Raw genomic sequence first — 25,765 nt, 5'->3', positions numbered from 1 at the left:
TGGACCCGTCCGTCCACACCACCGGGTGCCAGGCCGTCGAGCCGCCCGGTGGCGCCCGGTACCACCGCAAAGGCACCGGCGGGACAGTCCCAACCGGCAGGACGGCGCCCGGCTCGTCCTGCCCCCCCTTCGACCCTGGGCGCCCGATGAAGGGCCAGGGCGCTGGCGCTGCCCAAAAAATTCATGGGTTCCAAGGGCGAAGCCCTTGGCAGGTCCAGGGCGGAGCCCTGGTCGGGTGCGGGGTGAAACCCCGCCAACAGGATCACGATAGTTTCCAGCCCGGCGCCGGTTGGCACGGCCGGGGCTACAGGCTCGGGGGCGTGGCCGCCGCCACCACGACACAGGTCTCGGTGCCGATGTTGCGGAACCGATGCGGGATGCGGCTTTCGAAGAAATAGGCCTCGCCGGGGCCGAGCACCCTGACCTGGTCGCCGACCGTCACCTCCAGCTCGCCCCGGATCACCAGCCCGGCCTCCTCGCCGGCATGGCTGAGCATGGCCTCGCCGGTATCGGCCCCCGGCGCGTAGGTGTCTTCCATCATCTGCAGCGCATGGCGGCTGAGGTTGCGGCCGATCTGGCGGATGGTATGCCCGCCGAAGGTCAGGCACGTCAGGTCCTCGCGGCGGAAGAAGATCCCCTCCGGCGCGCCGCCATCCTCGCCGAGCAGCGCGGTGATCGGCAGGTTGAAGCTGGCGGCGATCTTCTGCAGCGAGGCCACGGTCGGGCTCATCGCCCCGCGCTCGATCCGGGCGATCGCCGTATGGCTCAGCCCGGCCCGGCGCGCGAGGTCACGCTGGGTCAGGCCATGGGCCGCGCGGATGGCCCGCAACCGGGCCGGGATGCTGACCTCCATGGCCACGCCCCCTTGCTTGACTCCGGCAACTTTAGTTTCCAGTCTCGGTGGTGACAAGCCAGCCCGGACCGGGAGCGCCATGGCCACCATGACCCATCCTGCACCGCCTCTTGCCTATGCCGCGGGCGCGCTGGCAGTGCTGTTCTGGGGCGCGACCCCGGCCGCGACGGCGCTGCTCGCCCGCGACATGCCGTCCTCGCTGGTCGGCGCCGCCCGCCTGCTGGCCTCGGCCGCCCTGCTGGTGCCGGTCGTGCTGGTGCTCCGGCCCCGGTTGCCGCGCGACGCGGGCGGCTGGGCGGCGCTCGGCATCAGCGCCCTGGTCGGGTTTGCCGCCTCCTTCGTGCTGCAGGGCCTGGGCATCGCCCGCACCAGCACCGCGCATGCCGCGCTCGTGCTGGCGGCGGCCCCGGTCATCACCGCGCTGCTGCAATTCCTGCTGTCCTGGCACCGGCCACGCCCCGTGTGGTGGCTGGGCAGCGCACTCGCCCTGTCCGGCGTCGCCGTGCTGATCCTCGGGCGCGGCCTGGCGACGGCCGCCGGCACCGCCTCGATCGCCGGCGACCTGATCGTGTTCGCCGGCACCGTCACCGTCAGCATCGGCTATCTGGCGGGGGCCCGGCTGTCGGCACGGATCGGCCTGTTCGCGGCCACCGCCTGGTCGATCCTGGCCGGCGCCCTGGTCATGCTGCCGCTGCTGCCCGCGCTCGGCAGTGCCGTGCCAGCCCTGACCCCGGTGGGGGGCGCCGCACTCGGCTTCCTCGCCGCCGGCTGCACGGTGATCGGCTTCGCCGCGTGGTTCTGGGCGCTCGACCGGGGCGGCGTGGCCTCGATCGCGCTGCTGCAATTCGCGCAACCGGTGGTGAGCCTGCTGATCGCCGCCGCCTTCCTGGCCGAGGACGTATCGCCGACGCTGCTGCTGGCGCTGGGGCTGATCCTGTCGGGCGTGTCTCTCTGCCGGCGCGGGCGCTGATCCCCTTTGCACCGGCGGGGCCCGGTCACGGCCACGCCCGAAACTTCGCGATGGCGCCATCAAAGGTCGCGACCTCGATCAGCCAGTAGACCAGCCCGCCGGTCGCGCCGGAAATCGCGTAGAGAGGCCATCGCGACGCCAATGTCTCGTACAGGTCGGTCAGGAACGGGGTCGGATGGGTGGCCAGGAAGTCCCCAAGCCCGTACAGCCATACCACGAAGGGAAGCATGGTGAGGCCCAGCAGGGCGCCGAACGCCATGGCACGCCAGGCGGTAGCAACACAGCGAAAGCCGATCAGCATCCGCAGCAGGGCGAAGGGGACCGACGCCACCAGCCACAGCAGCAACAGGATCATCATTTGCAGCATCAGGCCGAGGGCCAGGCTGTCGCCTTCGGGGACGGAAATGGAGACGTGGTTCCAGGCGATGGCACCGAGGACGAAGGTCACATCGGCAACAACCACCGCCGCCGTGTAGCCGAGCACGAAAGTACATTCACCCTCAGGACCAGCCGGCGGCGCGGCGTCGGCCCCCGGTTCAGTCATGCACGCCTGCCCCGCCGGCGCACCGGAGCCCTACCGGGCCGGGACCGGCTCGACCATGACATAGGCGATGCCGTGCCGGTCCATGCCCAGTGCACTGGCCGCCGCCGGGCTCAGGTCGATGATCCGCCCGCGCACATAGGGCCCGCGATCCACCACTTCGACCACCGCGCTCCGGCCGGTGCGCAGGTTCGTCACCCGCGCCGTGCTGCCCAGGGGCAGGCTCTTGCTGGCCGCGACGTGTTCGGTGGGACGGAAGCGCCGCCCAGACGCGGTGGGCTGCCCGACGAGGCCAGGCGAATACACCGAGGCACCGCCATGTTGCACCACCCCCGACATCACCGCCTGCTCCGGGTGCACCACCCCCCGGTCGTGACGGAACCGGGTGCCCCTGACGGCGGCGGCATGGTCGGGCGCATGCGCCCCCTTGCCGGGCTTGGCCGCACGCTGCTCGCCGGAATGATGGGGGGGCCGGGGGACGCCGGCCACAGCGGCACCGGCCGCGGACACGATGGCCGCGGCCGTGCAAACCGCGAGGAAACGCCGTCTCACGATCCGGGCCTGTGCGGCAGGAGCTTCAATCTGCCGGAACAGCCGTACGAGCGGCTGCCGGCCGGATGCGCTGCCCCTGCCAGTCGGGCAGATGATCGCCCCGATGGTCGGCAGGGATGTACCACCCGGTCCTGAACCCCGTCGGGTAAAGCGCGCGCAGCCGGGGATCGTTCTGGATCGCCAGGAAGACCGCCGTCCGCCGCGCCACGGACGCGGGCACCGGATCAGTCGCCGTCTCCATGGAAATCCAGGGGAACTGGTCAATCTTGCAGATGGTTTCCTCGCTCACCAGCACCAGGGCCGGCTTCAACCAGAGACGGACACCATCTGCGCCAATCGTCTTAACATAGTGCTGATGCAGCAACGTGTGGCTCCACCACACCGTGATGTCGGTCGCGGTCAGCAGCGCGCGCAAGCCGTCGCCGCTCTGCTCGCCAGCCGCCAGCGCCGCCGAGAATTCCGCGAAGGTAGGGTTCCGCCACACGATATGTGCCATCCTGTGCGCCTTCGCGGTGGCCAGTATTTCGGCAACGCCCGGCACGGCTTCCGCTGGCGCACCTGGCTGGCCTGCCGCAATGGCGGGTGGTTTGTTGTTACCGGTCACCGCGTCCTTCCCAACGGGCACAAAAAATACATTGGAGATCAGCCAATGAATACCGCATGACATTATGTCTGCCTGTTTCATGCTGGCTTTTACTTCAATGAATCCCGCTTATGCCTGTATACGTTTCATTCCGCGATCACGATGGGACATTTCCCTCTCAATCTCATTTCAAATCCGCAAGAGCGGCCTGAATGGGCTGGGCGCGGGCGGCCGCAGCCCGGCCCATTCAGGCAGGCAACGCCTGCTCTGCAAAGAACGTCACCGCCCCCGATGACTTCGATTGCAACGGGCGCGACGCCAGGATCTGACAGCGTTGTGAGCGGGCCGGCCGGCCCCCTCGGGGACCGGGTCCGGCCTCACGGTCACGGCCTCAGGGCACCACCACGACGGTGGGCGGCCGGTAATAGGCCGGCGGCGGAGGTGGCGGCGGCGGATAGTACGGCCGCGTCGCCGCGGCGCCGATCGCCGCCCCGGTGGCCACCCCCGCGGCGAAGCCGGCCGCCGGCGGCGGTGGCGGGTGATAGCCATAGGCGGGCGGACGATAGGCGGCCCCTCCGCCGGGGCCGACCGCCACCGCCGCCCCCGAGGGCGCCCGCACCGCCGCGCCACCGGCCGGCCCGCGATAGGCCGCGCCGCCATAGGCCCCCTGCACCGCGCCCCAGGCCAGTGCGGGCGGGGCCGCCAGCACCAGGCCACCGCCCAGCACCAGCCCGGCCAGGACCATCCTCATTCCGCCTGCTCCTGCCCGATCGCGACCCGGGTCGCCCCGGCCGGCACGCGGAAGACGAAATCCGCATCGGGCGGACGCAGGCCGATCTGCCAGTCGGAGATCTCGGCGATGAAGCGCGGCGCGCCGGCCAGCGCGCGATAGGTGACGATCACCCGGCGCGGCAGCGCCTGCTCGTTGTCCTCGAGCCAGAGCTCGATATCGATCCCCGGCGGCTGCGTCAGCACCAGGTGCTGGCAGGGCACGCCGTCGACCAATGCGCCGCCGATGACGGATCCCGCCGTCACCTCCGACAGCACCGCCTGCCCGGGCGATTCCGCCAGCAGGTCGGCCAGCGGGAAATCGGCCCGCAACTTCTCGGCGGCCACCCGCAGCATCGGCTCGATGCCGCCGGGCGCCGGCAGGATCGCGTACCGGTTGCTGTCCTCGTTGAACGCGACCAGGGCCTTGCCGTCGTACAGCAGCCTGACCGTGCCGTCATCGCCGGTCAGGTTCACCAGCAGCCGGTCGGGGCGGCGCACCACCACGTCGCCGACATGGAAGATGTGCAGCGTTTCCCCGCCGGGGCCGACATATTCGCGGATCGTGCGGTTGCGGAAGGAGAAACTCTCGGCGGACAGCGTGCGGCCCATGCGCAGCACCGCCTCCCGCGCCGCCTCGGCGACAACCGGCTTCTCCTCCGGCGTGGCCGCCCTTCCTGCCCCGGCCGTGAGTGCCACGGCACCGCCGATGGCGAACGCCATCAGCGCACGGCGACGAAGCGCATTCGTGCCCACTGCGTGCCCCTCCCTCGGGATGGCTGCTGCGGCGAGTGTCGGCATGGGGGCGCCGGCTTGTCCATGCAATTCCGGCAACGACCGCACCACGGCGGCGCGATGTCGCCGGGACGGCACAGGACTGCGCGCGCGACGATCGTGCCGCCGCCCGAGCTCGCGCGGCGGCGCAACGGCTGGTGCAGGCTGACGGATCGTGTGTGTCGGCCAGGCACGAACGCCCCTACAAACGCACGCATCATGGTCAAAGACTCCGATTCGTCCCGCCCCGCGGGCAGGCGCGGCCTGCGCCTGGCCCTGTTCGCCCTTCTGCTCCTCCCCGGCCTCGCCGGCTTCGGCCACACCGCCGCCGCCTTCTGCGCCGGGCAGCATCCCGGCGGGGTGGCGCCGGCGATCGTCCGCCCGCAGCTCGCGGCCGAGACGCGCGAGCTGTGCTTCCGCGAATTCGCGGTGATCCACAGCGGCATCTCCCGCACCCCGCTCGCCGTCGCCGAGCACCTCACCCGCGCCCAGGTGCAGGCGGCGCGCAAGATCGGGCGGGAGAACAATTTCCACGATGAGGACGCGCTGCCGCCCGAGCATCGCGCGCGGCTGGGCGATTACGCCCGCTCCGGCTTCGACCGCGGCCACATGGCGCCCTCCGGCGACATGCCCACGCCCGAGGCGCAGGCCGAGAGCTTCTCGCTCGCCAACATGGTGCCGCAGCACCCCGGATCGAACCGCTGCCTGTGGGAAGGGATCGAGAGCAGCGTGCGCGAACTGGCGATGCAGGACGGCGAGGTGTGGATCCTTACCGGCCCGATCTTCGAAGGCGGCAACCTGCAGCGGTTGAACGGGCGCGTGCTGGTGCCGACCAGCCTCTACAAGGCGATCTACGTGCCGTCGCGGCAACAGGCGGGGGCCTATGTCGCGCCGAACGCGCCGGGGATGGAATGGCGCGCCGTCTCGCTCGCCGAGTTGCGCGGCCTGACCGGCATCGACGCCTTCCCCTCGCTGCCGAAGGCGGTGCAGGACCGGGCCATGACCCTGCCGGAGCCGAAGCCGAGCAACGTGCGCGGCAGTTGCGACCGCGAGGGCGCGGCGGTGGCCTCCACCCAGCCGCGCGGCGGGTCATCCGGCCGCGGCCACGCCGCGCCGCAGGGTGGCGGCGGCCAGGGCATGAGCACGGGCGGCATCGTCTCACTGGTGCTCGCCGCGCTGTTCGCGCTGGGCGCGGGCGTGGTGCTCTACCGCATTCTCGGCCGGCGCTGAGGCGGCCCGCGACGGCGGCCCGGCCCCGCCGCCGTCGCACCGGGCAGGGTGCAGGACAATCGAAACCAGACCGTTATTTGGCAGGGCGTATTATTTTCGCGACAGGATGCTTGAATACGTTAAATCAATCTGAGGTTGATTTTTCTGGTATTATAGTAATAGATCATACCATCATTCCTGGCCAAGCGGCGGATCCCCCCCGACGGCGTCCGGTCGCGGCCCATCCTGCCCTGGCGGAGTCGGTTATCATGTCCTTGTCCCGCACCACCCCGACCGCCTGGTCGCTGGGCACGTTGTTCCAGGTGGTGCTCGGCGTGCTCGGCGCGTTGCTGCTGCTGGCCACCGTGCCAGAGACGCTGGATGCGACCCGTCGCCTGCAGGCCGCCGACGAAGCCACCGCCGTCGCCTTCGCCGCCCGCGACGCCTTCTCCGCCCTGCAGGCCGAGCGCTCCGAACGCGGCCCGCTGCAGATCGCCCTGCGCGCCCCGGAGCCGGTCTCCGACCTGTCCCGCTACCAGGCGGTGCCGGCCGCGTTGAACCCCGCCCTGGACCGGCTGCTCGCCGCCTGCGCGCGGCTGTCCTGCGGCCCGGCCGCCGAGGGGCTGCGCGGCGCGCGCACCGAGGTGGACACCGCCCGCGACGCCGCCTATGCGGCCCTGCGCCAGCCTTTGGCGGGGCGCCCGGCGGGGCTGGCCGATCGCTGGTACGCCACCGCCACGCGGCTGGTGGAGCCGACCGAGCAGGTGGTCGCGGTGCTCACCGATCGCCTGCGCGCCGGGTCGATGGCCGGCGCCCGCATGGCGGCGGTGAAGGATGCCGCCTACGCCCTGCGCGACGCCGCCGGGCTGGAGCGGACCGTGATCGCGACGATGATCCGCGACGGCCGCCTTCCCGCCCCCGCGGCGCGGCAGCAGATGCTGGAACGCCGCGCCGCGGCGGCGACCGCCTGGAAGCTCACCCTCGCCGCCATCGGCACGACGGAGGTGCCGCCCGCGCTGGCGGCCACGCTCGCCGAGGTGCGGGAGGCGTATTTCGGCCGCTTCGTCGCCCTGCGGGATTCGATCGAGGCGGCACTGGCGGCGGGGCAGGCCTCGCCGGTCGGCGTCGAGGCGATGGACCGGGCCATGGATGCCGCGCTGGCACCGCTGATGCGCCTGTCCGAGCTGCCGTTGCGGCTGGCCGGCGAGGCCGCCCAGGCCGAGGCGGCGCAGGCGCTGCGCGAGGTCGTCTGGTCCTGCGGCCAGGCCCTGCTCGCGCTGCTGGCGATCCCCGCCCTGCTGCTGCTGACGCGCCGGCACATGCTGCGCCCCCTGGCCCGGCTGGCCGAGGCGATGCACCTGCTGGCCCGCCGTGATTACGGCTTCGCCCTGCCGGACGGGCGGCAGCCGGCCGAGATCGCCGCGATGGCGGCGGCGGTGATGGTCTGCCGCGACGGGCTGCGCCAGGCCGACGCCCTCGCCGCCACCCAGGCCGCCGACCAGCAGGCCCGCGCCGCGCATGCCGACCGGCTGGAGGCCCTGCTGCGCCGGTTCGAGGGGCAGATCGGCACGCTGGTGACGCCGCTGCTGGGCGCCGCCTCCCGGCTGGAAGGCACCGCCACGGCCATGACCGCAGCCGCGAACGGCGCCGAGCGCCAGGCCGCCGAGGTGGCAACCGCCGCGGGCGCGGCCAGCGCCAGCGTCCAGGCGACGGCGACGCTGACCCGCGAGCTTGCCGCCTCGATCAACGAGATCGGCCGGCAGATGGCGCAGGGCAACGCGATCACCGGCCGCGCCGTCGCCGATGCCCGCCGCACCGATGCGATCGTGCAGGCGCTGGCCGGCAGCACCCAGCAGATCGGCCGGGTGGTGGAGCTGATCAACAGCATCGCCGGCCAGACCAACCTGCTGGCGCTGAACGCCACCATCGAGGCAGCGCGCGCCGGCGAGGCCGGGCGCGGCTTCGCCGTGGTCGCCGGCGAGGTGAAGAACCTTGCCACCCAGACCGCGCGGGCCACCGACGAAATCAGCAGCCAGATCCAGCAGGTCCGCGAAACCACCGGGCAGGCGGTGGCGGCGATCCAGGGGATCGTCGCCGCGGTCGAGGAACTCAGCGGCATTTCCACGACCATCGCCAGCGCGGTGGAGCAGCAGGGGGCGGCCACCGAGCAGATCGCGCGCAACGTCGCGCAGACGGCGACGCGCACCCAGGATGTCACCGGCAGCATCGGCGAGGTCAGCCAGGCGACCCGCGACACCGGCGCGGCCGTGCAGGGCGTGTTCGACGCCGCGGCCCAGGTCACGCGGGGCGTCACCGAGCTCAACCGCGAGATCGACGGCTTCGTCACCGGGATCCGCGCCGCCTGAGCCACGGCCGCAAGGCCAGGGCCCCTGGCGGGCTTCGGCCTGGTCAGGCGGCGATGGCCTGCCGGCCCTGCCAGTCCGGGCGCAGCAGCGACATCACCACCAGATCGGCACGGCTGCCGTCCGGGCGCTGAAAGGCGGCGCGCAGCCGGCCTTCCTCGACGAAGCCCTGCGCGGCATAGACATGCCGGGCCCGGGCATTCTCGGCCAGCACGTCGAGCCACAGGCGATGCGCCCGCGTCGCGGTGAAGATCCGGCGCACCACCCGGGCCAGGAACACGCTGCCGACCCCCTGGCCCGGCCGGGCCACGGCGATCCGCCTGAGGCAGACATTGCCATGCGCGTCGTGCAGATCGTGGATGAGGGCGAAGGCGCAGGGATCGCCCGCCGGGTCGGTGCCGATCAGATAGGCATGGTCGTCCGACGCCATCGCCGCCCGGTGCTGCGTTTCCGACCATTGCGCGATGATCCGCTCGAAGCCGGGCACGCGCTCGGCCGCCATGATGAAGTGCAGATCGCTGCGCCTGGCTTCTCGCACGACGACGCTGGGTTTCATGACTGCGGCCTCCCCCTCCCTGGTCGGCAAAGGTGATACCGTTCCGGCGCGGCCGTCAATTCCGGCGCAACGTCCTGATCCTGTCAGCCGGAATAGCCGCCCTCGTCGAGGAAGCGCTGCTCCTGCACCGTCATGGCACGGCCGAGGATCGGGTTGCGGTGCGGGAAGCGGCCGAACCGCCGGATGATGTCGCGGTGCCGCCGCGCGTGGGAAAGGTCCGGTTCGCCGAGGCGCGCGGCAAAGGCGACCGAGCGGTCCTGATCCACCGGGTCTTCCGAATGGCCGAAGGGCAGGCAGAAGAATTGCCGCAGGGCCGGCGCGACGCCGGTATCGGCGCCGACCGCGATCGCCCTGGCGGCGACGACGCGCGCCATCGCGTCGGTCGCGTACATCCGCGGGGTGCCCCGGAAGGCGTTGCGCGGGAACTGGTCCAGCAGCAACAGCAGCGCGAGGGCGCCTTCGGGCGTGGCGATCCAGCCGTCGCAGTCGCCGCGCGCCGCCGCCTCGTGCCAGGCGAGGAAGCGGTCGCGAAACCTGCGGTCGAAACCGGCATCCTTGGCGAACCACAGGCCAGGCCCGGCGTCGCGCCAGAAATCGACGACCGCGCGCGCCTCGGGCGGTACCGGCGGCGGGGCGGAAGACTTCGGATCACCCGGCTGCCCGGTCGCGGCCATCGCGCTCCCTCATCGCTGCCCCGGCACCGTCCCGGCGCCGGGAATACCGATCCCACCAACGCTGCACCGCTGCCAGCGCCCGCATTGCCGGCTTGCGCAGGAACGGCACGTCCCCGGCCAGCAGCAGCAGGCCGACCGGCACCATCCAGAAGCCCAGGATCGGAAGCAAGCCCAGGAAGCCCCCCGCGATCAACAGCAACGCCAGCGGCACGCGACTGCGGCATGGCGTTTGGCTTTCCGTTGCTTGCCGCAGATAGCGTGCCCGGGAAGGGCGGGTTTCCGCCCGGGCATATTGTTCCGGTTTGGCTATTTTCGCACGGACGGTCCCCATGCTATGCCGAACGTAACGAAATGTAAGTGCGGAGGCCTGGAATGTCAGTTTGGGTCCGGCTCGGGATCGTCGCCTCGGCTGCGACGTTCTCCGGCCTCGCGCTTGCGGCCGAGCCGCCGCTGCGTACCCGCGCGTTCCTCTGGGATATCGAGGTCCACGAAGACGGCACGGCGGTGGGAACGCAGCACCTGGAATTCGCCGTCGCTAACGATGCCATCGCCCGGCGCCAGGCCCAGCAGGCAAGGCAGTTCTCGGAAGCGATCGAGCAGGTGGAACTGGTCGAGGGCTACACGCAGAAACCGGACGGGCGGCGCATTCCCGTCGAGCCCCGCGCGGTGCGGACGCAGCTCGCGCCAGGCACCCCCAACCTGCCTTTGTATACCGACCGCAAGCAGATCGTGGCGGTGCTGCCCGATGCCGCCGGCGGGGACCTGCTGGTCACCACCTGGCGCTGGACCCTCACGCATCCCGTGGTCCCGGGCGAATTCTCCTTCGGCTGGGCCTTCCCGCGCACCACCCCCTGGGATAGCGTCGAGGTCCGCATCACCACCCCGGCCGGCAAGCCCTTGCGCACCGAGGCGCACGGGCCGGTGCTGGAAGAAAGCACGGCGACGGATGGACGGCATGTCTATCACTGGCATTACCGCGCGCCGGATGCGCTCGCCGAGGATCCCGCCGCGCTGGCGCCGTTCGACCGGGCGCCGCGCCTGTTCGCTTCGACCTTCGCCGACTGGCCGGCGTTCTCGCGCGACTACGCGGCCGTGGTGGCGCCGCAGGCGGCGGTGACGCCACGCCTCCGCACGCTCGCCGAGGAAGTCACCGCCGGCACCACCGACCGGCGCGAGCAGGCGCGCCTGCTGTACGACTGGGTCAGCCGGCATGTGCGCTGGGTGGCGATCTGGCTTGGCAACGATGGCTGGGTGCCGCACACCGCCGAGTCCGTGCTCGACCGCGGCTACGGCGACTGCAAGGACCAGGCGACGTTGCTGGTCGCCCTGCTGCGGGCCAGGGGCATCGCCGCCGAACCGGTGCTGATCAACCTCGCCCCGACCTATACCCTGAGCGAGCCGCCGGTCTTCCGCTTCGACCACACCATCACCTACCTGCCGGACTGGGACCTGTACGCGGACACCACGGCCGGCGGCGCGCCCTTCGGCACGCTGCCGCTGCGGGAATACGGCAAGCCGGTGCTGCGCGTCACGGCGGCGGGGGCGGCACCGGGCCGCATCGCCCCGCTGCCGCCCGAGGTGGCGACCGAACATCTGTCCACCCGCGCGACCCTGGCCGCCGACGGCACCGTCAGCGGCACGAGCACGACGCAGGCGAGCGGCCCTTATGTCACCGCGCTGCGCATCGTCGGGCGCGCGATTGTGGCGCAGGAACCCCGTGCGGCCGCGGCCCGGCAGTTGCGAACCCTGCACCAGGACGGCGAGGGCGAGTTCACCGCCGTCGCGGCGGAAGGCACCGAGCCGCAGGCCAGCAGCGAGGGACGGTTCGCGCTTGTCCCGCATCCGGGCTGGGTGGAGGGTGACAGCTTCATGATGCCGACCGGGCTGCGCCTGCTCCAGCGCACCGGTGATGGGCCGATCGGGCCACTGGAACGGCATGACCTGCCTGCACTGGAACCGACCCCCTGCCATGCCGGACGCCAGGAAGAAGAGCTGACCCTGATGCTGCCCTCCGGCACCCGTCCGGCGCGCCTGCCCAGGGACGTGGCAGTGGACGGCAGCTTCTTTCGCTACGAGAGCCACTGGAGCTTCACCGAAGGCGCGGTCAGGGTACGACGCTCGCTGGTGTCCACGACCGACCAGGCGCTCTGCGAGGGCGCCCGGCGGGCCGAGGCGGCGCGGGCGCTGCCGGCGATCCGCCGCGACATCGACGCGCGGATCAGCCTGGAAAAGATCGACTGAACGGCCGGGGAACACACCGCCCGGGTCAGCGGCTTTCCGTGTTGCTGGCGATGAAGCCGGCAATGGCATCGACCACGCCCGGCGCCAGGGGCCTGTCCGGATCCTGGTAGGCCGCGATGTTGTCGGAGCGCCCATCGCTCGCCACGGCCTTGAGGACATGGTTGGCCGCATCGACGAACACCAGCCTCGCCTCCAGGCGGGCGAGGCCCAGGCGTTCCGCATCCACCCGCCCGACCTGAAGATCCCGCAGGCCCTGCAGAATGAGCACGCGCCCGGGAACGGAGGCAATCAGCCGCGCCGGATCGCGTGCGAAGGCATCGATCAGGAAGCCCTGCACCTCGGGGCGGAACAGGGAGCGCAACGCGGGATCAATCTCCTCTGCCGCTACTCTCTGCCCGGCTTCGAGGGTGGCGATCACGGCCTCGACCTGGGGCAGCAAGACGGCGTTGGCGGGGTTTGCCCCAAGTTGGTCGCGCAGCACCTGGCCGAGCAGGCGGCCAGCGGTGGCGACCAGGATCAGCCCGCAGATCGCGCCGGGCTGCTGCGCCGCGACCAGCGCCACCAGCCCGCCTTCGCTATGGCCCAGCACCCAGACGCAGGCGGCCCCGGTCCGCTGCCGGAGGACGCCGATCCAGGCCCGCACATCGGCGGCATAGTCGTCGATGGTCACGGCATTGGCGTCGGGGATGGCATGGTGGCTGCCGAACAGGCCGCGCTTGTCGATGCGCAGCGAGGCGATCCCCCGCGCCGCCAGATCCTCGGCGAGCAGCCGGTAGGTGGACGCCCTGATCCCGAACGGGCTGTTGCCGTCGCGATCGGTCGGCCCGGAGCCGGGGATGATGAAAACGACGGGCGCGCCGGGAACCGGCGGCACCAGCAGCGTGCCCGCGAGCGGTCCGTTCGGTCCGGGTGCCTGCAGCGTGGTTTCCTGCGACATGTTCGGTTCTTCCGCCCGGCCAGGCCAGGCCAGAAGCAGGCAGGCCAGCACAAGGATTTCCAGCTTGGGCCGCATCCGCCCCTTCTGGCCGCGCTGCACCTTGCGCGAAAACCGATCTTGTCCGCAATGAAACAAACGCTGCACCGCGACCGGTGCCCGCATCGTCGGCTTTCGCGGGAAGGGCGGGCTTTCCCGATTCAGCTCATCGGCCCGATGCCGTTGCGCGAGGGCCGGTGCGCCACCCACACGGGCAGCAGGCGGGCGATGCGGCGGGCGGTCCCGGCGGCAGAGGACGCGGCATTGGCCAGCGTGGCCGTGGCGAAGGGGCGGCGGTGATAGCCCTCCGCGCGCATCACCCGCACCCGCGCCCGTTCCGGCGGTGACAAATTCCTGCCGCCACGGCCACGCAACGTCATGGCCAGCGGCGGCGCGAGGTTGAGCACCACCAAGGCCCGCCGCCCCCGGCCGCACACCGTCCGCAGCCGCCGCCATCCGGCCGCGTCGAGCGGATAGGCGATCACCAGCGCGGCCTGGCGCCCCGGCCGTGCCGCCGCGCGCAGCAGGGCATCCAGGGCCATGCGCCAGCGCCGGGGATTCGGCAGATGTGACGGCCCGGCAAGGTCGTCACCGTCGAGGAACCGCGACGCCGGCAGCCGCACGGCCAGGGCCTGGCCCACGGCGCTCTTGCCCGCCCCGATGGTGCCGTTGAGCCAGATGACCGGCATGGTTCCCTCGTCATGCGTTGGGCGATCAGCACGTTGCGCGAAAACCGATCTCCCCCGCAATGGCGGCGCAGGACGCCCTGGCTGGAGGATTGCCGCATATCCCGGCGCGGCGTTCAATATCGTCCCGTAACCACGGAGCGACTCCCCCATGCGCCATCTGCTGCGCCCGATCCTGCTGGCCCTCGTGCTGGCGGCTACGCCCCTTGCCTTGTTGCCCGCCGCCTCCACCCCGGCCCACGCGGAAAGCTCGAAGCTCGACGCCATCCTCGCCCGTGGCACCATCCGCGTCGGCCTGACCGGCGATTACCGGCCGTTCTCGCTGCTCGACAAGGCCAGCGGCACATTCGAGGGCCTGGATGTCGACATGGCCGAAAGCCTCGGCCGCGCACTTGGCGTGAAGGTGGAGCTGGTGCCCACCACCTGGGGCGGCCTGCTCGGCGACCTTGCCGCGGACCGGTTCGACCTTGCCATGGGCGGCATCTCGGTGACGCTGGAGCGGCAGAAGACCGCCTTCTTCTCCACCCCGCTGGTGCGCACCGGCAAGGCGGCGATCGCCCGCTGCACCGACAAGGACCGCTTCGACAGCCTCGCCGCCATCGACCGGCCCGGCGTGAAGGTGCTGGCCAATCCCGGCGGCACCAACGAGCGCTTCGACCGCGCCAACCTCAAGGCCGCGGAGATCGTGATGATTCCGACCAACACCGCGATCTTCGACGCCCTGGTCGCCGGGAAGGGTGACGTGATGATCACGGACTCCGTGGAGACCCGGCTGCAGCAGAAGCTGCATCCGCAGCTCTGCGCCATCCATCCGGACCGTCCCTTCGATTTCGGGGAACTCGCCTATCTGCTGCCGCGCGACGCCGTGCTGAAGGCATGGATCGACCAGTGGCTGCACGTCAGCCAGGAAACCGGTGAATACGCCCGCCTGACCGCCAAATGGCTGCAATGACCGGCGACTGATGCCAGGCCGCATCCGTCCGCCGGGACACCGGCCCGGCGGACGGATGCGGCAATCGATGCCGGGCGGCACGTTGCGATGGCGGATTGCGCTTCGCTTATCCGCCCTACGGCCGTCAGAGGCCGGTTGGTGTAGGGCGGATAAGCGAAGCGCAATCCGCCGATCGGTCCTCAATCTCCGCCCGCCGCTTGTTTCTTGACCAAGCCCCTCACGGCCGCTCGCCTGTCCCAGCCGGCTCCGCACAACCGCCGCTCCATCCGGCCGGATAGAGTCCCTGCATCACACAATGCCGGAACGTCGAATAAGCCCAATCCTGCGGCTGCGTGACGTAACCGTGCTTCACCGGATTGAAATGGATGTAATCCATGTGAGCGGCATAGTCTCTCTCGTCGCGGATCGTGTGCTCCCAATAGCGCCGTTGCCAGATGCCCCGTTCGCCACGGGCGATCATCACCGTCGACCGCGGCTCGCCGGCAGGCAACCTTTTGGAAAAGGCGGTCTTGATCGCGCGCCACCGCCCCGGAAAATCGGCATCGCCCGGCGGCAGGGTCCAAAGGCAATGCATGTGGTCGGGCAGCACGACCCAGGCATCGATGTAAAATGGCCTCCGGGCACGGACCTCGCGCACCGTGTCGCGCAGGGCCTCGATGCGGCGGACCAGCAAGTCGGAATCTCGGTCGCACAGAGTGACCGTGAAGAAAAATATTCCGCCCACGACGCGATTGCGACGATAGTCCGGCATGCGGGGAGTATGCGGTGATACCGGGGATCGCGGAAGGTGCTGATGGCGGATGGCGCTGCGCTTATCCGCCCTACGCTTGCTACCTTTGGTACCGCCCGAAATAAGCCGAGGGAGTCATGCCCAGCGTACGCCTGAACAGGGCGATGAACGCGCTGACACTGTCATAGCCGAGATCCAGGGCGACGGTGGTCACCGGTGCTCCGTCCGCCAGCAGTTCGAGGGACCGCATCAGCCGAACGCGCTGGCGCCAGGCGGTGTAGCTATATCCGGTCTCCGCGGCAAAGCGGCGGCTCAGGGTGCGTTCGGAAACAGCGGCCCAGGATGCCCACGCATCCATGCCGCGACGATCACCGGGATCGTTGAGGAGGGCACGGGCGATCCGGAGCAGGCGTGGATCCTTCGGCATGGGCAAGCTGAAAGATTCAACCGGAGCCGCGTGAAGTTCGTCGAGGATGATCAGGGCGACACGGAGACGCCGTTCGTCAAGCACCGGATCCTGCCAACTCGCCGCATGCAGCACCGCTTCGCGCAGCAGGCCCGAGGCCCGTATCGTGCAGGGGCGCTCCGGCAGGCCGGCACAGGACGGCTCGGCGACGTAGCAGCTCCAGCTGTCGAACAGGCCGTGCGAATAGCCGAAATGCAGCTGGTGCGGCGGCATCCACACGGCATGGTCGGGCGGGACCACCCAGGCTTCGGTCTCGGTCCCCGCGGTTACCACGCCACGCCGGATCGCCGTGATCTGGCCACGGGCGTGGCTGTGCAGTTCGGTGCTGCGAATGGCCTGGCGGGCATCAGCAACCGCGACGATCAGCGGTTCGCTGGCATTGCGGGCGGCGAGGCTGAGCTTGCCCTCAAGAATGGCGGGAACTCGCAATCGATTGGCCGGTACAGCTTAGCGGCGCCAGCCCCCATCGGCTATCCTGAAAGACCGACAGGAGCCCGCCATGATTGAACCCCCCCTTTCCTCCGATAGGCCCGATCTCGACCTGCTCTACGATCCACCCACGGAACGTATCCGGAAGGCGGTGATGCCAGCGCTGATCCCCTTCCATGTCCGGTATCTGGAGAAGGCCACCTTCTTCTGCCTGGCAACCGGGCGCAGCATCGGGCTCGACGCCTCGCCGCGCGGCGGGCCTCCGGGGTTCGTGCGGGTCATCGACGCAAAGACGGTGGCATTCGCCGATTGGCCCGGCAACAACCGGATCGAGTCGATGCGCAACCTGCTGGAGGACGACCGGCTGGGCATGCTGTTTCTCTTCCCCGGCCTCGATGTTTTCATGCGGATCAACGGGCGCGGGCGTGTCACCGCCGATGCCGACCTGCGAACGGCGCTGGCCGAAGGACCCAAGCTGCCCAGGACCGCGATCGTGGTGACGGTGGAAGAGGTGCTGTTTCATTGCGGCAAGGCCGTGAACCGCGCCCGGCTATGGGATCCCGCGGCCCGGATCGATCGCAGCAGCCTGCCCACCCCCGGCCAGATGGTGGCCGCGATGAGTGGCGCGGATGCCGCCGCCGCCGAGGCAATCGATGCGCATTACGACCATGCGATGCGCCATGACCTTTATGGGTAGATGGATCGGGACGCCTGCTCGGGAACGGATGACCTGCCGCCCCGGAAAGCACCGGGGCCCGGCAGCCCCCGGGCCATGCGTATCAGGAGGTAAAGGAAACCTGGGATTTCGTGATGAAGTCGGCAAAAGGCAGTGCGGTGAAGGCGGCGAATTTCGCCTCGACGATCTTCTCCCCGTCCCGTTTGAATCGGACAGCCTCCCCCACGCTGCTATATCCGCTGATGTCGTCACTGGCGTAGGTGCCGTCAGCACGACGTTCCAGGGCGGTGCAGTCGCCGAACCCCCACCCTGACACGGAGAAGAGCAAAGCCCGTCGGGGCGAGACGGCGTAGAGGCTTGCCCCCCACCAGTTCATCAGGATATCGGAAGTGATGACGGTGCCGGATTCGACGTCGTCGAAATTCCGCGCCAGGTTATGCAACAGCCTCGCCACCGAGCAGACGATGCTCGCCGCGACCGGCTCGCTCCCGTTGACCACCACGCTGAAAACATAATCGGTCCCGGCCAGATAGCGTGTCTGGGAGTAGAACCCCGGCGTGCTTCCGGAATGCCCTGTCAGGAACGTGTCCTTGAACGGCGAAAACATCGTGCCAAGGCCATAAAATTCCTCAGTCAGGTTCTTGATGTTCCACTTTGAACGGGTCAGCTCCTCCCGAAGGGCCGGAGTCAGGAAGTCGTTGCTGCAGTAGTAGCGCCAGGCAAACAGCGATGCCGATTCCGCGTTCCCGCAAAGGCCGACCGCCGGGGCCAGCGCGTTCGCGCACACATGCCGGAAGGGCTTGCAGGCACCATCATAGATTTTCTTGGAATATCCTGTCGCGAAGGGGAATTGTCCCTCCGCATGGTCAGGAAGTAGTTCCGAAATCCGCCACCGTCGTGCGGCCGCCTCTGCGACCAGGGCATGGTACGGCTTTCCCGTCACCTCTTGCAGGACAAGGCCGAGCAGAGCGAATCCGTAATTGGAGTACTTCGTGCAGGTATCCGGGGCATAGACCAGAGGCGTTTCCTTCAGTTCCGCGATAAATTGTGCCTCCGATGGGAAATCCCGGAATAATTCCCAATAGCTTCCTTCACTGCCGTTGCTGCACAGCCCCGAGCGGTGCGAAAGCAGATCACGAACAGTGATGTCGCGGAATCTGTTGTCCTTGTGCGCGCCGGCCCAAGGAACAAGCTTCGCAAGCCGTTGATCCAGCGTCAGGACCCCGTCCTGGACAAGTTGCATCGTAAGGCACGACGTCACCATTTTGCTCTGGGAGGCCAGATGCCCGAGATGGCGGGGCGTATAGGCTTCAGCCCCCTCGAGATCAGCCAGGCCATAAGATTTTGAAAATATTAACTTTTCTTTTTTACGGACAGCAATCTGCAAACCAGGAATGTCCGAATACGAGATGGCAAAGGCCAGCCATTTGTCCAGGACGATGCAGAATAACCGGTCAGAGGATTCAACTTCGAACATTGTCGTTTCCTTGGCCTTTGAACCCAACAATCAACCCGGAATCGCATCTAAACACGCATCCCAACCGTAGAAGCCACTCAGGTTAATGATGCCTGATATGTCGTTATTTAGGAACGTTCTGAAACTTGACAGGTTGCCGGCGATCCTCTCGCCGCAGACCTTCCCATCCGGACAGCCCCGGGGCCTGCCAGGCCCCGGGGCGCTGCGCCTCAGCCCGCCGGCGACGACAAGGCCGCGTTGGCGGCGCCGATGAACGCCTCGATCGAGGCGGAGGCGCTGTCGGCGTCGATGCCCACGCCGAAGACGATGCGCCCGTCCGGCAGCGCGCATTCCACATAGGCCGCCGCCATGGCCTGCACACCCTGGCCGATCGCGTGTTCCTGGTAGTCCACCACGTCCAGCCGGAGGCCGGCGTCCCGGGCCAGCGCATCGGCCAGCCCGGAAAGCGGGCCGTTCCCCTCCCCCGCGATCACCAGCATCCGCCCGTCCAGCACCACCCGCCCGCTGAACCGGCGTGATCCCCCCTTCCGTCCCGGTGGCGCCAGCGTGTAACCGGCCAGCGCCAGCCGCTTCTCGCCCTCCAGCCCGTAGGTCCTGCGGAACAGCGCGACGATGTCGGCGGCCGCCATCTCCCGCCCGCTCGCATCGGTCGCTGCCTGCACGACGCGGCTGAAGGCGACCTGCAGGCGGCGCGGCAGGCGCAGCCCCTGCTCCTGTTCCAGCACCCAGGCGACGCCGCCCTTGCCGGACTGGCTGTTGACGCGGATCACCGCCTCGTAGCTGCAGCCGAGATCCGCCGGATCGACCGGAAGATAGGGCACCTCCCAGGTCGCATCGTTGCCGCTGGCCCGGGCGGCGAAGCCCTTGCGGATGGCGTCCTGGTGCGATCCGGAGAAGGCGGTGAAGACCAGTTCGCCCGCGTACGGATGGCGGGGATGCACGCCGATGCGGGTGCAGTCCTCGATGGTGCGGACCACCGCGCGCATGTCGGAGAAATCGAGCCCCGGATCGACGCCCTGCGTGTAGAGGTTCAGCGCCAGGGTGACGAGATCGACATTGCCGGTGCGCTCGCCATGGCCGAACACGCAGCCCTCGACGCGATCCGCGCCGGCCATCACCGCCAGTTCGGCCGCGGCAACCGCGGTGCCGCGGTCATTGTGCGGATGCACGCTGATCGTCACCGCGTCCCGCCGCGACAGGTGCCGACAGATCCACTCGATCTGGTCGGCATAGACGTTGGGCGTCGCCACTTCCACGGTGGCCGGCAGGTTCAGGATCATCGGCCGCGCCGGCGACGGGTCCCAGGCCTCGATCACCCGTTCGCAGACCTCCAGGGCGAAATCCGGCTCGGTGAAGCAGAAGGTTTCCGGCGAATACTCGTAGGTCCAGCGCGTCTGCGGCGCCGCCTCGGCCCGCGCGCGGATCAGGCGCGTGCCGGACACCGCCAGCGCGATCGTGCCCGCCTCGTCCTGGCCGAACACCACGCGACGGAACACCGGCGCGGTGGCGTTGTAGAGATGCACGATGGCCTGCCGGGCACCACGCAGGGACTCGAAGGTCCGCTCGATCAGCTCCGCGCGCGACTGGGTCAGCACCTGCGGCGTCACGTCTTCGGGGATCAGGTCCTGCTCGATCAGCAGGCGGACGAAATCGAACTCGGTCTGCGACGCCGCAGGGAAGGCGATCTCGATTTCCTTGAAGCCGATGCGCAGCAGCAGATCGAAGAAACGCCGCTTGCGCGCGACGTCCATGGGATCGACCAGCGCCTGGTTGCCGTCGCGCAGATCCGTCGAGCACCAGCGCGGCGCGGCGGTGATCACCCGGTCGGGCCAGCCGCGATCGGGCAGGGACATCGGGGAAAAGGGACGGTACTTGGTCTGGGGGTGACGCAGCATGATGCCACCTTGTGCCGGAGGGTCGTGCAAAGGAAACGCGAAGCACGGCGCGACTACGGCCACCGGGTCGCCGTCAGGCCCGGCGGCCGCACCGAAGTCGCAGCCCGCCACGGCAGCACGACGCGAGGCACAGGGATGCGGGCAACAGGATCACCATCCGCCTTCAGGTCCGAAGCAAAAGCCAGTATAGCCCCCGCCCGGGCGACACGCGCGCGCGGAAGGGCCAAGGATCGTCGTGAAAGGGCCAGACATCCCGGTGGCGGAACGCATCGCGCGGGCGCTGGCCGACCCGGCGCTGCCGGTCATTCCCTTCATCCATGACTCGTCCGACCGCTTCGTCAGCCCGCCGCACCGGCATGGGCGCGCGCAACTGGTCTGGGCCAGCGCCGGCATCGTCACGGTGCGCACCGGCCAGGGCGAATGGGTGATCCCGCCCAACCGCGCCGTCTGGATCCCGGCGGAGACCGAGCACGTCACCGGCAGCCGCGCCGCGGTGGCGTTCCGCACGCTGTATCTCCGCGCCGACGCGGTGCCGGACGCGGCGCCGGATCGTTGTGCCGCCGTCGCGGTCTCGCCGCTGCTGCGCGAGCTGATCCTGCGCGCCACGGCCCTGCCCCGCGCCGACCTGTCCGGCCGCTTCGCCACGCAGCTTTTCGCGCTGCTGCGCGAGGAGCTGCGTTTCCTGCCGGATCCGCCGCTGCATCTGCCGCTGCCGCAGGATGCGCGGCTGGCGGGGTTCTGTGCCGGTCTGCTGGCAGACCCGGCGACAGCGCCGGATCTCATCACGGCGGCAGCGCGACTGGGCATGAGCCGCCGCAGCTTCATCCGGTTGTTCCAGCGAGACCTCGGTATGAGTTACGGGCATTGGCGCCAGCAGGCGCGGCTGCTGGCCAGCCTGCCGATGCTGGCGGAAGGCCGGCCGATGCTGGGGATCGCGCTCGACCTGGGATACCAGAGCCCCAGTGCCTTCAGCGCGGTGTTCCGTCGTGTCTTCGGCGTCGTGCCAACCCGGTATTTCCGCCCGGAGTAAGAGGCCGATTCGAAATGCCCGGAGAATAATATGACATGACTGCCCTGATTTTGCTCTGCCCGAGCAAGGTCGTCGGCTTTACGGGTCAGTCATTTGCCCGTTCAACCTTCCAACCAGCAGCAGCAAGGTCATGCAACAGATCGGCAGCGACGTCTTCGGCCAGTTTCGGGCTGCCGTGGAAATCAGCCTGGCGCATCAGGATTTTCGCCAGCGCCAGAACGGCCGATGTCTCTGTGGTCTCCGAAATACTCATACCTGCCTCCGCAGCCGGTTGGCGAAGCGCCGCAGCTCCTACCCTTGGTGGATAGCATCGCGCCAGGGCCAGCTTGAGAGGATGGGGCACAACGCCGTGGAGGCAAGGAGATCAGGTGTGAGACCCCCTGTGTCAACCCATTGGGTTGAGAACGGCTGCGGCGCGGTGAATGGCCGGGTCATGCTGTCGCCGCGCAGCGAGACCGGGGTGCAGGGGCCGTGTGGGCGTCGCGCGACTGCGCGCCTTCGCGCGACGCCGGATCGAGGGCAGCGCCCTCGCCTTCCCTTTCTTACGGCGTGAGCGTCAGTGCGTTGGTCAGATCCCCCAACGGCGTGCCGCCATGGGCGGCGATGGCGTGGTCACGTTCGGTCAGCCCCGGCAGCACCGGCAGGGAGAAGCGGTGCGTGATCAGCCGCAGGATCGAGGTGGTATCGTAGGGCGTGTGATCGACCACGCCGCGCCTGGCGAAGGGCGAGACGATGATGGCCGGAATGCGGGTTCCCGGCCCCCAGCGATCCGCCTTGGGGGGCGCGACGTGGTCCCAGAACCCGCCATTCTCGTCGTAGGTCACCACCACGACCATGTGCGACCATTGCGGGCTGGCCTGCAGATGCGCGATCACGTCGGCGAGGTGCTGGTCGCCCGACAGCACGTCGGCGTAGCCGGGGTGTTCGTTCAGGTTGCCCTGCGGCTTGTAGAAGGCGACCTGTGGCAGCTTGCCCTGGTCGATCGCCGCGATGAAGGCCGCGCCGTTCAGGCCGCCATCGAGCAGGTGTTCCTCGCGGGCCTTGGTGCCGGGCGCATAGGCGGCGAAGTAATTGAAAGGCTGATGGTGGGTCTGGAAATTCGGCGTCGCGCCGTTGCCCTTCCCGTCCAGCGCCGCCTGCCAGGCGCCGGCGTACCAGGCCCAGCTGACATGGGCCGCGCTCAGCAGGTCGCCGATCGTGGTCGCGGTCTGCGGCGGCAGCGTGCTGGGCACGGCGGGATCGGCGAAGCGGGCATCGCCGCCGGCGGCGGGTTTGCTGGCGCTGGGCTGGTAGGGCGGCTGCATCGTGTTGACGGCGTAGAAATCCGGGGTGAGGCCACCGTCATTGACCCATTTCGGCCCCCCTTCCCTGGCGGAGGCCGGCGAGTTGGCCGCGGTCTTCAGGGTCACGCCGTCCTCCTCGACCACCGAGATCTGTGCCTTGCCCGGGCTGGTGGCGGCGTTGGGATAGAAGGGCGTACAGGCGCAGATGAGCCATTGGTGGTTCAGGAAGGATCCCCCGAACGCGGCCATGAAGAACCGGTCGGCCAGGACATAGTCCCTGGCGATCTTCCACATCGGCAGCTGCGCGCCGTCATAGAGCCCCATGGCCAGCGCGCCGTTGTCACCCCAGGCGACGAAGCGGTCGTTGCGCCCGCCGTTGATCTGCATCTGGTTCTGGTAGAACCGGTGCACGAGGTCGCGCGTGGGCACGGCGATCGAGGTCGCGAAGCTGTCCGCGGCATCGATGGCGAAGGGCTTGTTGGCCAGATCCGTGGTCATCCCCTGCGTCACCGCCGGCGTCACCCCGACGGCGGTCAGCCCGCCCCAGATCGGCGGCAGGGTCGCCAGCGGGGAGCCGTTCCGATCGACCTGCGCGGACGCCGAAGCCGGCAATCCCTCGACGCCCTCGGCCCCCGGGAAATGCCCGTACAGGTTGTCGAAGCTGCGGTTCTCGGCATAGATCACGACGATATTGCGGATCTCGTCGAGGCCCGCCGCGCGCGCCGTGCCACCGGTGATACCAAGTCCGGCCGCCAGCGCCGTCGCCAGCAAGAGATGCCGTTTCATCATCGGGCTTTTGTCCCCCTGTCGCGTCGAACCGTTGCAAATCAGTTCATATATCGCGTGAAGAAATAGCCCGCCTCGTGACATCAAGAATGGCATTTCGGTGAAATCAGGAAACCGCCTGGTTCCAGTATGGACCCGCCGCGCCCCCCGGCGCTAAGGGCCGGGTCCGACAGCGGGCCGCCTTCCCGGCCCCGGCGGCGCAGGCAAACCATGGCACATTGGGTCACCCGAATTTCCTGGACGCTGATGCCGGCCGCCTGCGCCGGCTGGCTGCTGGCGGCCGCCCCCGCCCCGGCGGAGCAGGCCGGGCTCTCGCGGGCCGAGGTGTACCGGCGGGCCGCCGCCCTCACCGATCTCGGGCGGCGGATGTTCTTCGACACCCGGCTGTCCGCCTCCGGCCGGCTGTCCTGTGCGTCGTGCCACGATCCGGCCTTTGCCTATGGCCCGCCGAACGGCCGGGCCGTGCAGCTCGGGGGGGAGGACATGCGCCAGTCCGGGCCACGGGCGGTTCCCGGGCTGAAATATCTGCGGGCGACGCCGCAGTTCCAGGAACATTACCACGATTCCGACGAAGAGGCCGACGAGAGCGTCGATAACGGGCCGACCGGCGGCCTGACCTGGGACGGGCGCGTCGATTCCGGCCATGCCCAGGCCCGGCTGCCGCTGCTCTCCCCCGCCGAGATGGCCAATGCCTCGGTGGCGGCGGTGGTGGAACGCGCACGCGCCGCCGGCTACGACGCGGAGCTGCGGCGCCTGTTCGGCGAGACCCTGTTCGACGATGCGGACCGGGCCTTCGACGCCATCACCATGGCCTTCGAGAGCTTCGAGCAGGATGTCGCCACCTTCGAGCCCTACAGCAGCAAATACGATGCCGTGCTGGCCGGGAAGGCGACGCTGACGGAGGCGGAGGCGCACGGGCTGGCGCTGTTCAACGATCCCGCCAAGGGCAACTGCGCCAGTTGCCACATCAGCGAGCGGGCCAAGGACGGCACGCCGCCGCAGTTCACCGATCACGGGCTGATCGCCCTCGGCGTGCCGCGCAACCCGGAGATTCCGGCGAATGCCGATCCCGGCTATCACGACCTGGGTCTGTGCGGGCCGATGCGGACGGACCTGCAGGACCGTCCGGAGTATTGTGGCCTGTTCAAGACGCCGACCCTGCGCAACGTGGCGCTGCGGACGACGTTCTTCCACAACGGCGCCTTCCACGACCTGCGGGAGGTGGTCCGCTTCTACGTGCAGCGCGACACCAACCCTGAGAAATGGTATCCCCGCGCCGCCGACGGCAGCGTGCGCAAATTCGACGACCTGCCCGCCCAGTACCACGAGAACGTCAACATGGAACCGCCGTTCGGCGGGCAGCCGGGGGACGAACCCGCACTGACGGACAGCGAGATTACCGATCTGGTGGCGTTCCTCAGGACCCTGACCGACGGCTACGGGACCTAATCCGCGCGCTACCGATCCTCCCCCAGGGCGGACCAGGCGAAGGCCTGCCGCAATGCCATCTCGCCGACCGGCGTCACCGCGACGGCGCGGGTGCCGTCGATGCGCCGCAGCCAGCCTTGCGCGAAGCAGGCGCCGCAGAGGGCCGCCCCCAGCGTCCCGGCGATATGCGGGCGCCGCTCGCTCCAGTCCAGGCAGGGCCGGCAGAACATCCGGCCGCCCCCGCGCCGGGGCGCCGGGGCAAGATCGACCCCGAGCCCGCGCAGGAAGGCCGCGCCGGCCTCGGTGACGGCGCCGCCATCCGCCGAGAGTTCGAGCTGCCCGCGCTCGACCATCCGGTCGGCCATGGCCACGGCGAGTTGTCCGGCCAGGTGGTCGTAGCAGGTGCGGACGCGCCGGAGCGCCCGGTCGCGCGGGCCGACCACCGGGGACGGGCGCCGCCGGACCGCGCCCGCGCCATCGGACGCGGCGGCCACCGCCATGATGCTTTCCAGCATGGTGGCCACCCCGGGCGAGGCGAGGCGGTGATAGCGATGCCGTCCCTGGCGCTGCACCGCCAGCAACCCGGCCTCCGTCAATTGTGCCAGGTGGCCGCTGGCGGTCTGCGGCGTGATCCCCGCCGCGCCGGCCAGCTCGGTCGCGGTGAGGGCGCGGCCGTCCATCAGGGCGGCCAGCATGTTGGCGCGGGCCGGATCCCCGACGAGGGCGGCGATCCCGGCGAACGCTGAGATACTGAGCATGGCGCCATCGCCCCTGGTGCTGCGTCCACGACCGATAGGGCCGTGGTGCCCACGGCGCCACCCCCTGGTTGGTCGCGGCCGGAACCCTGGCACGGCGGCGGCGCGGTTGCTT

General features: G+C 69.7%; 26 protein-coding genes. 8 read left to right on the top strand and 18 right to left on the bottom strand.

The window, feature by feature from the left end; genetic code table 11:
- Positions 1-304: 304 nt before the first annotated feature.
- The gene (locus tag NBY65_RS17415; protein ID WP_150044680.1) at positions 305-853 is read right to left on the bottom strand and encodes a cupin domain-containing protein; all 549 of its coding nucleotides are present in this window, start codon (positions 851-853) and stop codon (positions 305-307) included.
- An 88-nt stretch (positions 854-941) separates the two neighbouring features.
- On the opposite strand from NBY65_RS17415, the gene NBY65_RS17410 reads away from it, so the two are divergent.
- Positions 942-1,823 carry a DMT family transporter gene (locus NBY65_RS17410; RefSeq protein ID WP_150044682.1) on the top strand — a complete coding sequence of 294 codons (882 nt, stop codon included), beginning with the start codon at positions 942-944 and terminating at the stop codon, positions 1,821-1,823.
- A gap of 25 nt (positions 1,824-1,848) precedes the next feature.
- Here NBY65_RS17410 and NBY65_RS17405 read toward each other — a convergent pair whose 3' ends face one another.
- The 5 genes from NBY65_RS17405 to NBY65_RS17385 all read right to left on the bottom strand — a co-directional run bounded on the left by NBY65_RS17405 (position 1,849) and on the right by NBY65_RS17385 (position 5,023).
- Complete coding sequence (locus NBY65_RS17405) at positions 1,849-2,367, bottom strand: hypothetical protein (RefSeq protein WP_150044685.1); 519 nt, start codon at positions 2,365-2,367, stop codon at positions 1,849-1,851.
- A gap of 30 nt (positions 2,368-2,397) precedes the next feature.
- A complete protein-coding gene (locus NBY65_RS33830) occupies positions 2,398-2,916 on the bottom strand; it encodes a septal ring lytic transglycosylase RlpA family protein (protein WP_275266336.1) in 519 nt (172 codons plus the stop codon).
- A gap of 25 nt (positions 2,917-2,941) precedes the next feature.
- Entirely contained in the window at positions 2,942-3,601 is a 660-nt protein-coding gene (locus NBY65_RS17395; protein ID WP_150044687.1) for a hypothetical protein, read from the bottom strand.
- A gap of 289 nt (positions 3,602-3,890) precedes the next feature.
- On the bottom strand, positions 3,891-4,250 hold the full coding sequence (locus NBY65_RS17390; RefSeq protein WP_150044690.1) for a hypothetical protein: 360 nt from the start codon (positions 4,248-4,250) through the stop codon (positions 3,891-3,893).
- Positions 4,247-5,023 carry a DUF2092 domain-containing protein gene (locus tag NBY65_RS17385; RefSeq protein ID WP_162530834.1) on the bottom strand — a complete coding sequence of 259 codons (777 nt, stop codon included), beginning with the start codon at positions 5,021-5,023 and terminating at the stop codon, positions 4,247-4,249. Before NBY65_RS17385 ends, NBY65_RS17390 begins: the two co-directional genes overlap by 4 nt.
- Positions 5,024-5,260: 237 nt before the next feature.
- On the opposite strand from NBY65_RS17385, the gene NBY65_RS17380 reads away from it, so the two are divergent.
- Positions 5,261-6,271 carry a DNA/RNA non-specific endonuclease gene (locus tag NBY65_RS17380; protein ID WP_150044696.1) on the top strand — a complete coding sequence of 337 codons (1,011 nt, stop codon included), beginning with the start codon at positions 5,261-5,263 and terminating at the stop codon, positions 6,269-6,271.
- A 248-nt stretch (positions 6,272-6,519) separates the two neighbouring features.
- Positions 6,520-8,616: a methyl-accepting chemotaxis protein gene (locus tag NBY65_RS17375; protein WP_150044699.1), complete on the top strand. Its 2,097-nt coding sequence runs from the start codon at positions 6,520-6,522 to the stop codon at positions 8,614-8,616.
- 43 nt (positions 8,617-8,659) lie between these two features.
- Here NBY65_RS17375 and NBY65_RS17370 read toward each other — a convergent pair whose 3' ends face one another.
- From NBY65_RS17370 to NBY65_RS17360, 3 genes are all read right to left on the bottom strand, one after another.
- The gene (locus NBY65_RS17370; RefSeq protein WP_150044702.1) at positions 8,660-9,169 is read right to left on the bottom strand and encodes a GNAT family N-acetyltransferase; all 510 of its coding nucleotides are present in this window, start codon (positions 9,167-9,169) and stop codon (positions 8,660-8,662) included.
- Positions 9,170-9,252: 83 nt separating this feature from the next.
- The gene (locus tag NBY65_RS17365) at positions 9,253-9,843 is read right to left on the bottom strand and encodes a DUF924 family protein (RefSeq protein ID WP_150044705.1); all 591 of its coding nucleotides are present in this window, start codon (positions 9,841-9,843) and stop codon (positions 9,253-9,255) included.
- Positions 9,818-10,054 carry a hypothetical protein gene (locus NBY65_RS17360; protein ID WP_150044708.1) on the bottom strand — a complete coding sequence of 79 codons (237 nt, stop codon included), beginning with the start codon at positions 10,052-10,054 and terminating at the stop codon, positions 9,818-9,820. Before NBY65_RS17360 ends, NBY65_RS17365 begins: the two co-directional genes overlap by 26 nt.
- Before the next feature lie 161 nt (positions 10,055-10,215).
- On the opposite strand from NBY65_RS17360, the gene NBY65_RS17355 reads away from it, so the two are divergent.
- On the top strand, positions 10,216-12,084 hold the full coding sequence (locus NBY65_RS17355) for a DUF3857 domain-containing transglutaminase family protein (RefSeq protein WP_150044710.1): 1,869 nt from the start codon (positions 10,216-10,218) through the stop codon (positions 12,082-12,084).
- Between the two features lie 25 nt (positions 12,085-12,109).
- On the opposite strand, the gene NBY65_RS17350 is transcribed toward NBY65_RS17355, so the two are convergent.
- The gene (locus NBY65_RS17350) at positions 12,110-13,096 is read right to left on the bottom strand and encodes an alpha/beta hydrolase (RefSeq protein ID WP_239003112.1); all 987 of its coding nucleotides are present in this window, start codon (positions 13,094-13,096) and stop codon (positions 12,110-12,112) included.
- Positions 13,097-13,218: 122 nt separating this feature from the next.
- On the bottom strand, positions 13,219-13,746 hold the full coding sequence (locus NBY65_RS17345; protein ID WP_150044713.1) for a shikimate kinase: 528 nt from the start codon (positions 13,744-13,746) through the stop codon (positions 13,219-13,221).
- A gap of 148 nt (positions 13,747-13,894) precedes the next feature.
- Between NBY65_RS17345 and NBY65_RS17340 the strand changes: the two genes are divergently transcribed.
- Positions 13,895-14,695 carry a transporter substrate-binding domain-containing protein gene (locus NBY65_RS17340; protein WP_150044716.1) on the top strand — a complete coding sequence of 267 codons (801 nt, stop codon included), beginning with the start codon at positions 13,895-13,897 and terminating at the stop codon, positions 14,693-14,695.
- A gap of 217 nt (positions 14,696-14,912) precedes the next feature.
- Here the strand turns inward: NBY65_RS17340 and NBY65_RS17335 are convergent, their stop codons facing one another.
- Together NBY65_RS17335 and NBY65_RS17330 are read right to left on the bottom strand one after the other, a co-directional pair.
- The gene (locus NBY65_RS17335) at positions 14,913-15,446 is read right to left on the bottom strand and encodes an REP-associated tyrosine transposase (RefSeq protein WP_150044719.1); all 534 of its coding nucleotides are present in this window, start codon (positions 15,444-15,446) and stop codon (positions 14,913-14,915) included.
- Positions 15,447-15,525: 79 nt separating this feature from the next.
- A complete protein-coding gene (locus NBY65_RS17330; protein ID WP_239003114.1) occupies positions 15,526-16,320 on the bottom strand; it encodes an AraC family transcriptional regulator in 795 nt (264 codons plus the stop codon).
- Positions 16,321-16,390: 70 nt separating this feature from the next.
- On the opposite strand from NBY65_RS17330, the gene NBY65_RS17325 reads away from it, so the two are divergent.
- Positions 16,391-17,017 carry an MSMEG_1061 family FMN-dependent PPOX-type flavoprotein gene (locus tag NBY65_RS17325; protein WP_150044722.1) on the top strand — a complete coding sequence of 209 codons (627 nt, stop codon included), beginning with the start codon at positions 16,391-16,393 and terminating at the stop codon, positions 17,015-17,017.
- Positions 17,018-17,099: 82 nt separating this feature from the next.
- Here NBY65_RS17325 and NBY65_RS17320 read toward each other — a convergent pair whose 3' ends face one another.
- Both NBY65_RS17320 and leuA read right to left on the bottom strand, forming a co-directional pair.
- Positions 17,100-18,473 (bottom strand): serine hydrolase domain-containing protein, encoded by a 1,374-nt coding sequence (locus NBY65_RS17320; protein WP_150044725.1) that lies wholly within the window; start codon positions 18,471-18,473, stop codon positions 17,100-17,102.
- 209 nt (positions 18,474-18,682) lie between these two features.
- Positions 18,683-20,368, bottom strand: coding sequence for a 2-isopropylmalate synthase (gene leuA, locus NBY65_RS17315; protein WP_150044728.1), 1,686 nt, complete (start codon positions 20,366-20,368; stop codon positions 18,683-18,685).
- A gap of 235 nt (positions 20,369-20,603) precedes the next feature.
- Here leuA and NBY65_RS17310 point away from each other — a divergent pair, with 235 nt between their 5' ends.
- A complete protein-coding gene (locus NBY65_RS17310) occupies positions 20,604-21,398 on the top strand; it encodes an AraC family transcriptional regulator (RefSeq protein WP_203330705.1) in 795 nt (264 codons plus the stop codon).
- 85 nt (positions 21,399-21,483) lie between these two features.
- Here NBY65_RS17310 and NBY65_RS17305 read toward each other — a convergent pair whose 3' ends face one another.
- Together NBY65_RS17305 and NBY65_RS17300 are read right to left on the bottom strand one after the other, a co-directional pair.
- On the bottom strand, positions 21,484-21,651 hold the full coding sequence (locus NBY65_RS17305) for a hypothetical protein (RefSeq protein ID WP_162530835.1): 168 nt from the start codon (positions 21,649-21,651) through the stop codon (positions 21,484-21,486).
- 289 nt (positions 21,652-21,940) lie between these two features.
- Positions 21,941-23,467, bottom strand: a complete 1,527-nt coding sequence (locus NBY65_RS17300; protein ID WP_150044731.1) for an acid phosphatase — start codon at positions 23,465-23,467, stop codon at positions 21,941-21,943.
- 210 nt (positions 23,468-23,677) lie between these two features.
- On the opposite strand from NBY65_RS17300, the gene NBY65_RS17295 reads away from it, so the two are divergent.
- Positions 23,678-24,916: a cytochrome-c peroxidase gene (locus tag NBY65_RS17295; RefSeq protein WP_150044734.1), complete on the top strand. Its 1,239-nt coding sequence runs from the start codon at positions 23,678-23,680 to the stop codon at positions 24,914-24,916.
- A gap of 8 nt (positions 24,917-24,924) precedes the next feature.
- Here NBY65_RS17295 and NBY65_RS17290 read toward each other — a convergent pair whose 3' ends face one another.
- On the bottom strand, positions 24,925-25,653 hold the full coding sequence (locus NBY65_RS17290) for an ArsR/SmtB family transcription factor (protein ID WP_150044737.1): 729 nt from the start codon (positions 25,651-25,653) through the stop codon (positions 24,925-24,927).
- Between the last annotated feature and the right edge of the window lie 112 nt (positions 25,654-25,765).

The sequence above is a fragment of the Rhodovastum atsumiense genome, from assembly GCF_937425535.1.
GTDB lineage: Bacteria > Pseudomonadota > Alphaproteobacteria > Acetobacterales > Acetobacteraceae > Rhodovastum > Rhodovastum atsumiense.
This window is presented reverse-complemented; position numbering and strand designations above follow the sequence as displayed.

Excerpts from the sequence above, each read along its gene's own strand:
- NBY65_RS17415 (WP_150044680.1), bottom strand. The coding sequence starts at position 853 with ATGGAGGTCAGCATCCCGGCCCGGTTGCGGGCCATCCGCGCGGCCCAT.
- NBY65_RS17410 (WP_150044682.1), top strand. The coding sequence starts at position 942 with ATGACCCATCCTGCACCGCCTCTTGCCTATGCCGCGGGCGCGCTGGCA.
- NBY65_RS17405 (WP_150044685.1), bottom strand. The coding sequence starts at position 2,367 with ATGACTGAACCGGGGGCCGACGCCGCGCCGCCGGCTGGTCCTGAGGGT.
- NBY65_RS17395 (WP_150044687.1), bottom strand. The coding sequence starts at position 3,601 with ATGAAACAGGCAGACATAATGTCATGCGGTATTCATTGGCTGATCTCC.
- NBY65_RS17390 (WP_150044690.1), bottom strand. The coding sequence starts at position 4,250 with ATGAGGATGGTCCTGGCCGGGCTGGTGCTGGGCGGTGGCCTGGTGCTG.
- NBY65_RS17380 (WP_150044696.1), top strand. The coding sequence starts at position 5,261 with ATGGTCAAAGACTCCGATTCGTCCCGCCCCGCGGGCAGGCGCGGCCTG.
- NBY65_RS17375 (WP_150044699.1), top strand. The coding sequence starts at position 6,520 with ATGTCCTTGTCCCGCACCACCCCGACCGCCTGGTCGCTGGGCACGTTG.
- NBY65_RS17370 (WP_150044702.1), bottom strand. The coding sequence starts at position 9,169 with ATGAAACCCAGCGTCGTCGTGCGAGAAGCCAGGCGCAGCGATCTGCAC.
- NBY65_RS17365 (WP_150044705.1), bottom strand. The coding sequence starts at position 9,843 with ATGGCCGCGACCGGGCAGCCGGGTGATCCGAAGTCTTCCGCCCCGCCG.
- NBY65_RS17355 (WP_150044710.1), top strand. The coding sequence starts at position 10,216 with ATGTCAGTTTGGGTCCGGCTCGGGATCGTCGCCTCGGCTGCGACGTTC.
- NBY65_RS17350 (WP_239003112.1), bottom strand. The coding sequence starts at position 13,096 with ATGCGGCCCAAGCTGGAAATCCTTGTGCTGGCCTGCCTGCTTCTGGCC.
- NBY65_RS17345 (WP_150044713.1), bottom strand. The coding sequence starts at position 13,746 with ATGCCGGTCATCTGGCTCAACGGCACCATCGGGGCGGGCAAGAGCGCC.
- NBY65_RS17340 (WP_150044716.1), top strand. The coding sequence starts at position 13,895 with ATGCGCCATCTGCTGCGCCCGATCCTGCTGGCCCTCGTGCTGGCGGCT.
- NBY65_RS17335 (WP_150044719.1), bottom strand. The coding sequence starts at position 15,446 with ATGCCGGACTATCGTCGCAATCGCGTCGTGGGCGGAATATTTTTCTTC.
- NBY65_RS17325 (WP_150044722.1), top strand. The coding sequence starts at position 16,391 with ATGATTGAACCCCCCCTTTCCTCCGATAGGCCCGATCTCGACCTGCTC.
- NBY65_RS17320 (WP_150044725.1), bottom strand. The coding sequence starts at position 18,473 with ATGTTCGAAGTTGAATCCTCTGACCGGTTATTCTGCATCGTCCTGGAC.
- leuA (WP_150044728.1), bottom strand. The coding sequence starts at position 20,368 with ATGCTGCGTCACCCCCAGACCAAGTACCGTCCCTTTTCCCCGATGTCC.
- NBY65_RS17305 (WP_162530835.1), bottom strand. The coding sequence starts at position 21,651 with ATGAGTATTTCGGAGACCACAGAGACATCGGCCGTTCTGGCGCTGGCG.
- NBY65_RS17300 (WP_150044731.1), bottom strand. The coding sequence starts at position 23,467 with ATGAAACGGCATCTCTTGCTGGCGACGGCGCTGGCGGCCGGACTTGGT.
- NBY65_RS17295 (WP_150044734.1), top strand. The coding sequence starts at position 23,678 with ATGGCACATTGGGTCACCCGAATTTCCTGGACGCTGATGCCGGCCGCC.
- NBY65_RS17290 (WP_150044737.1), bottom strand. The coding sequence starts at position 25,653 with ATGCTCAGTATCTCAGCGTTCGCCGGGATCGCCGCCCTCGTCGGGGAT.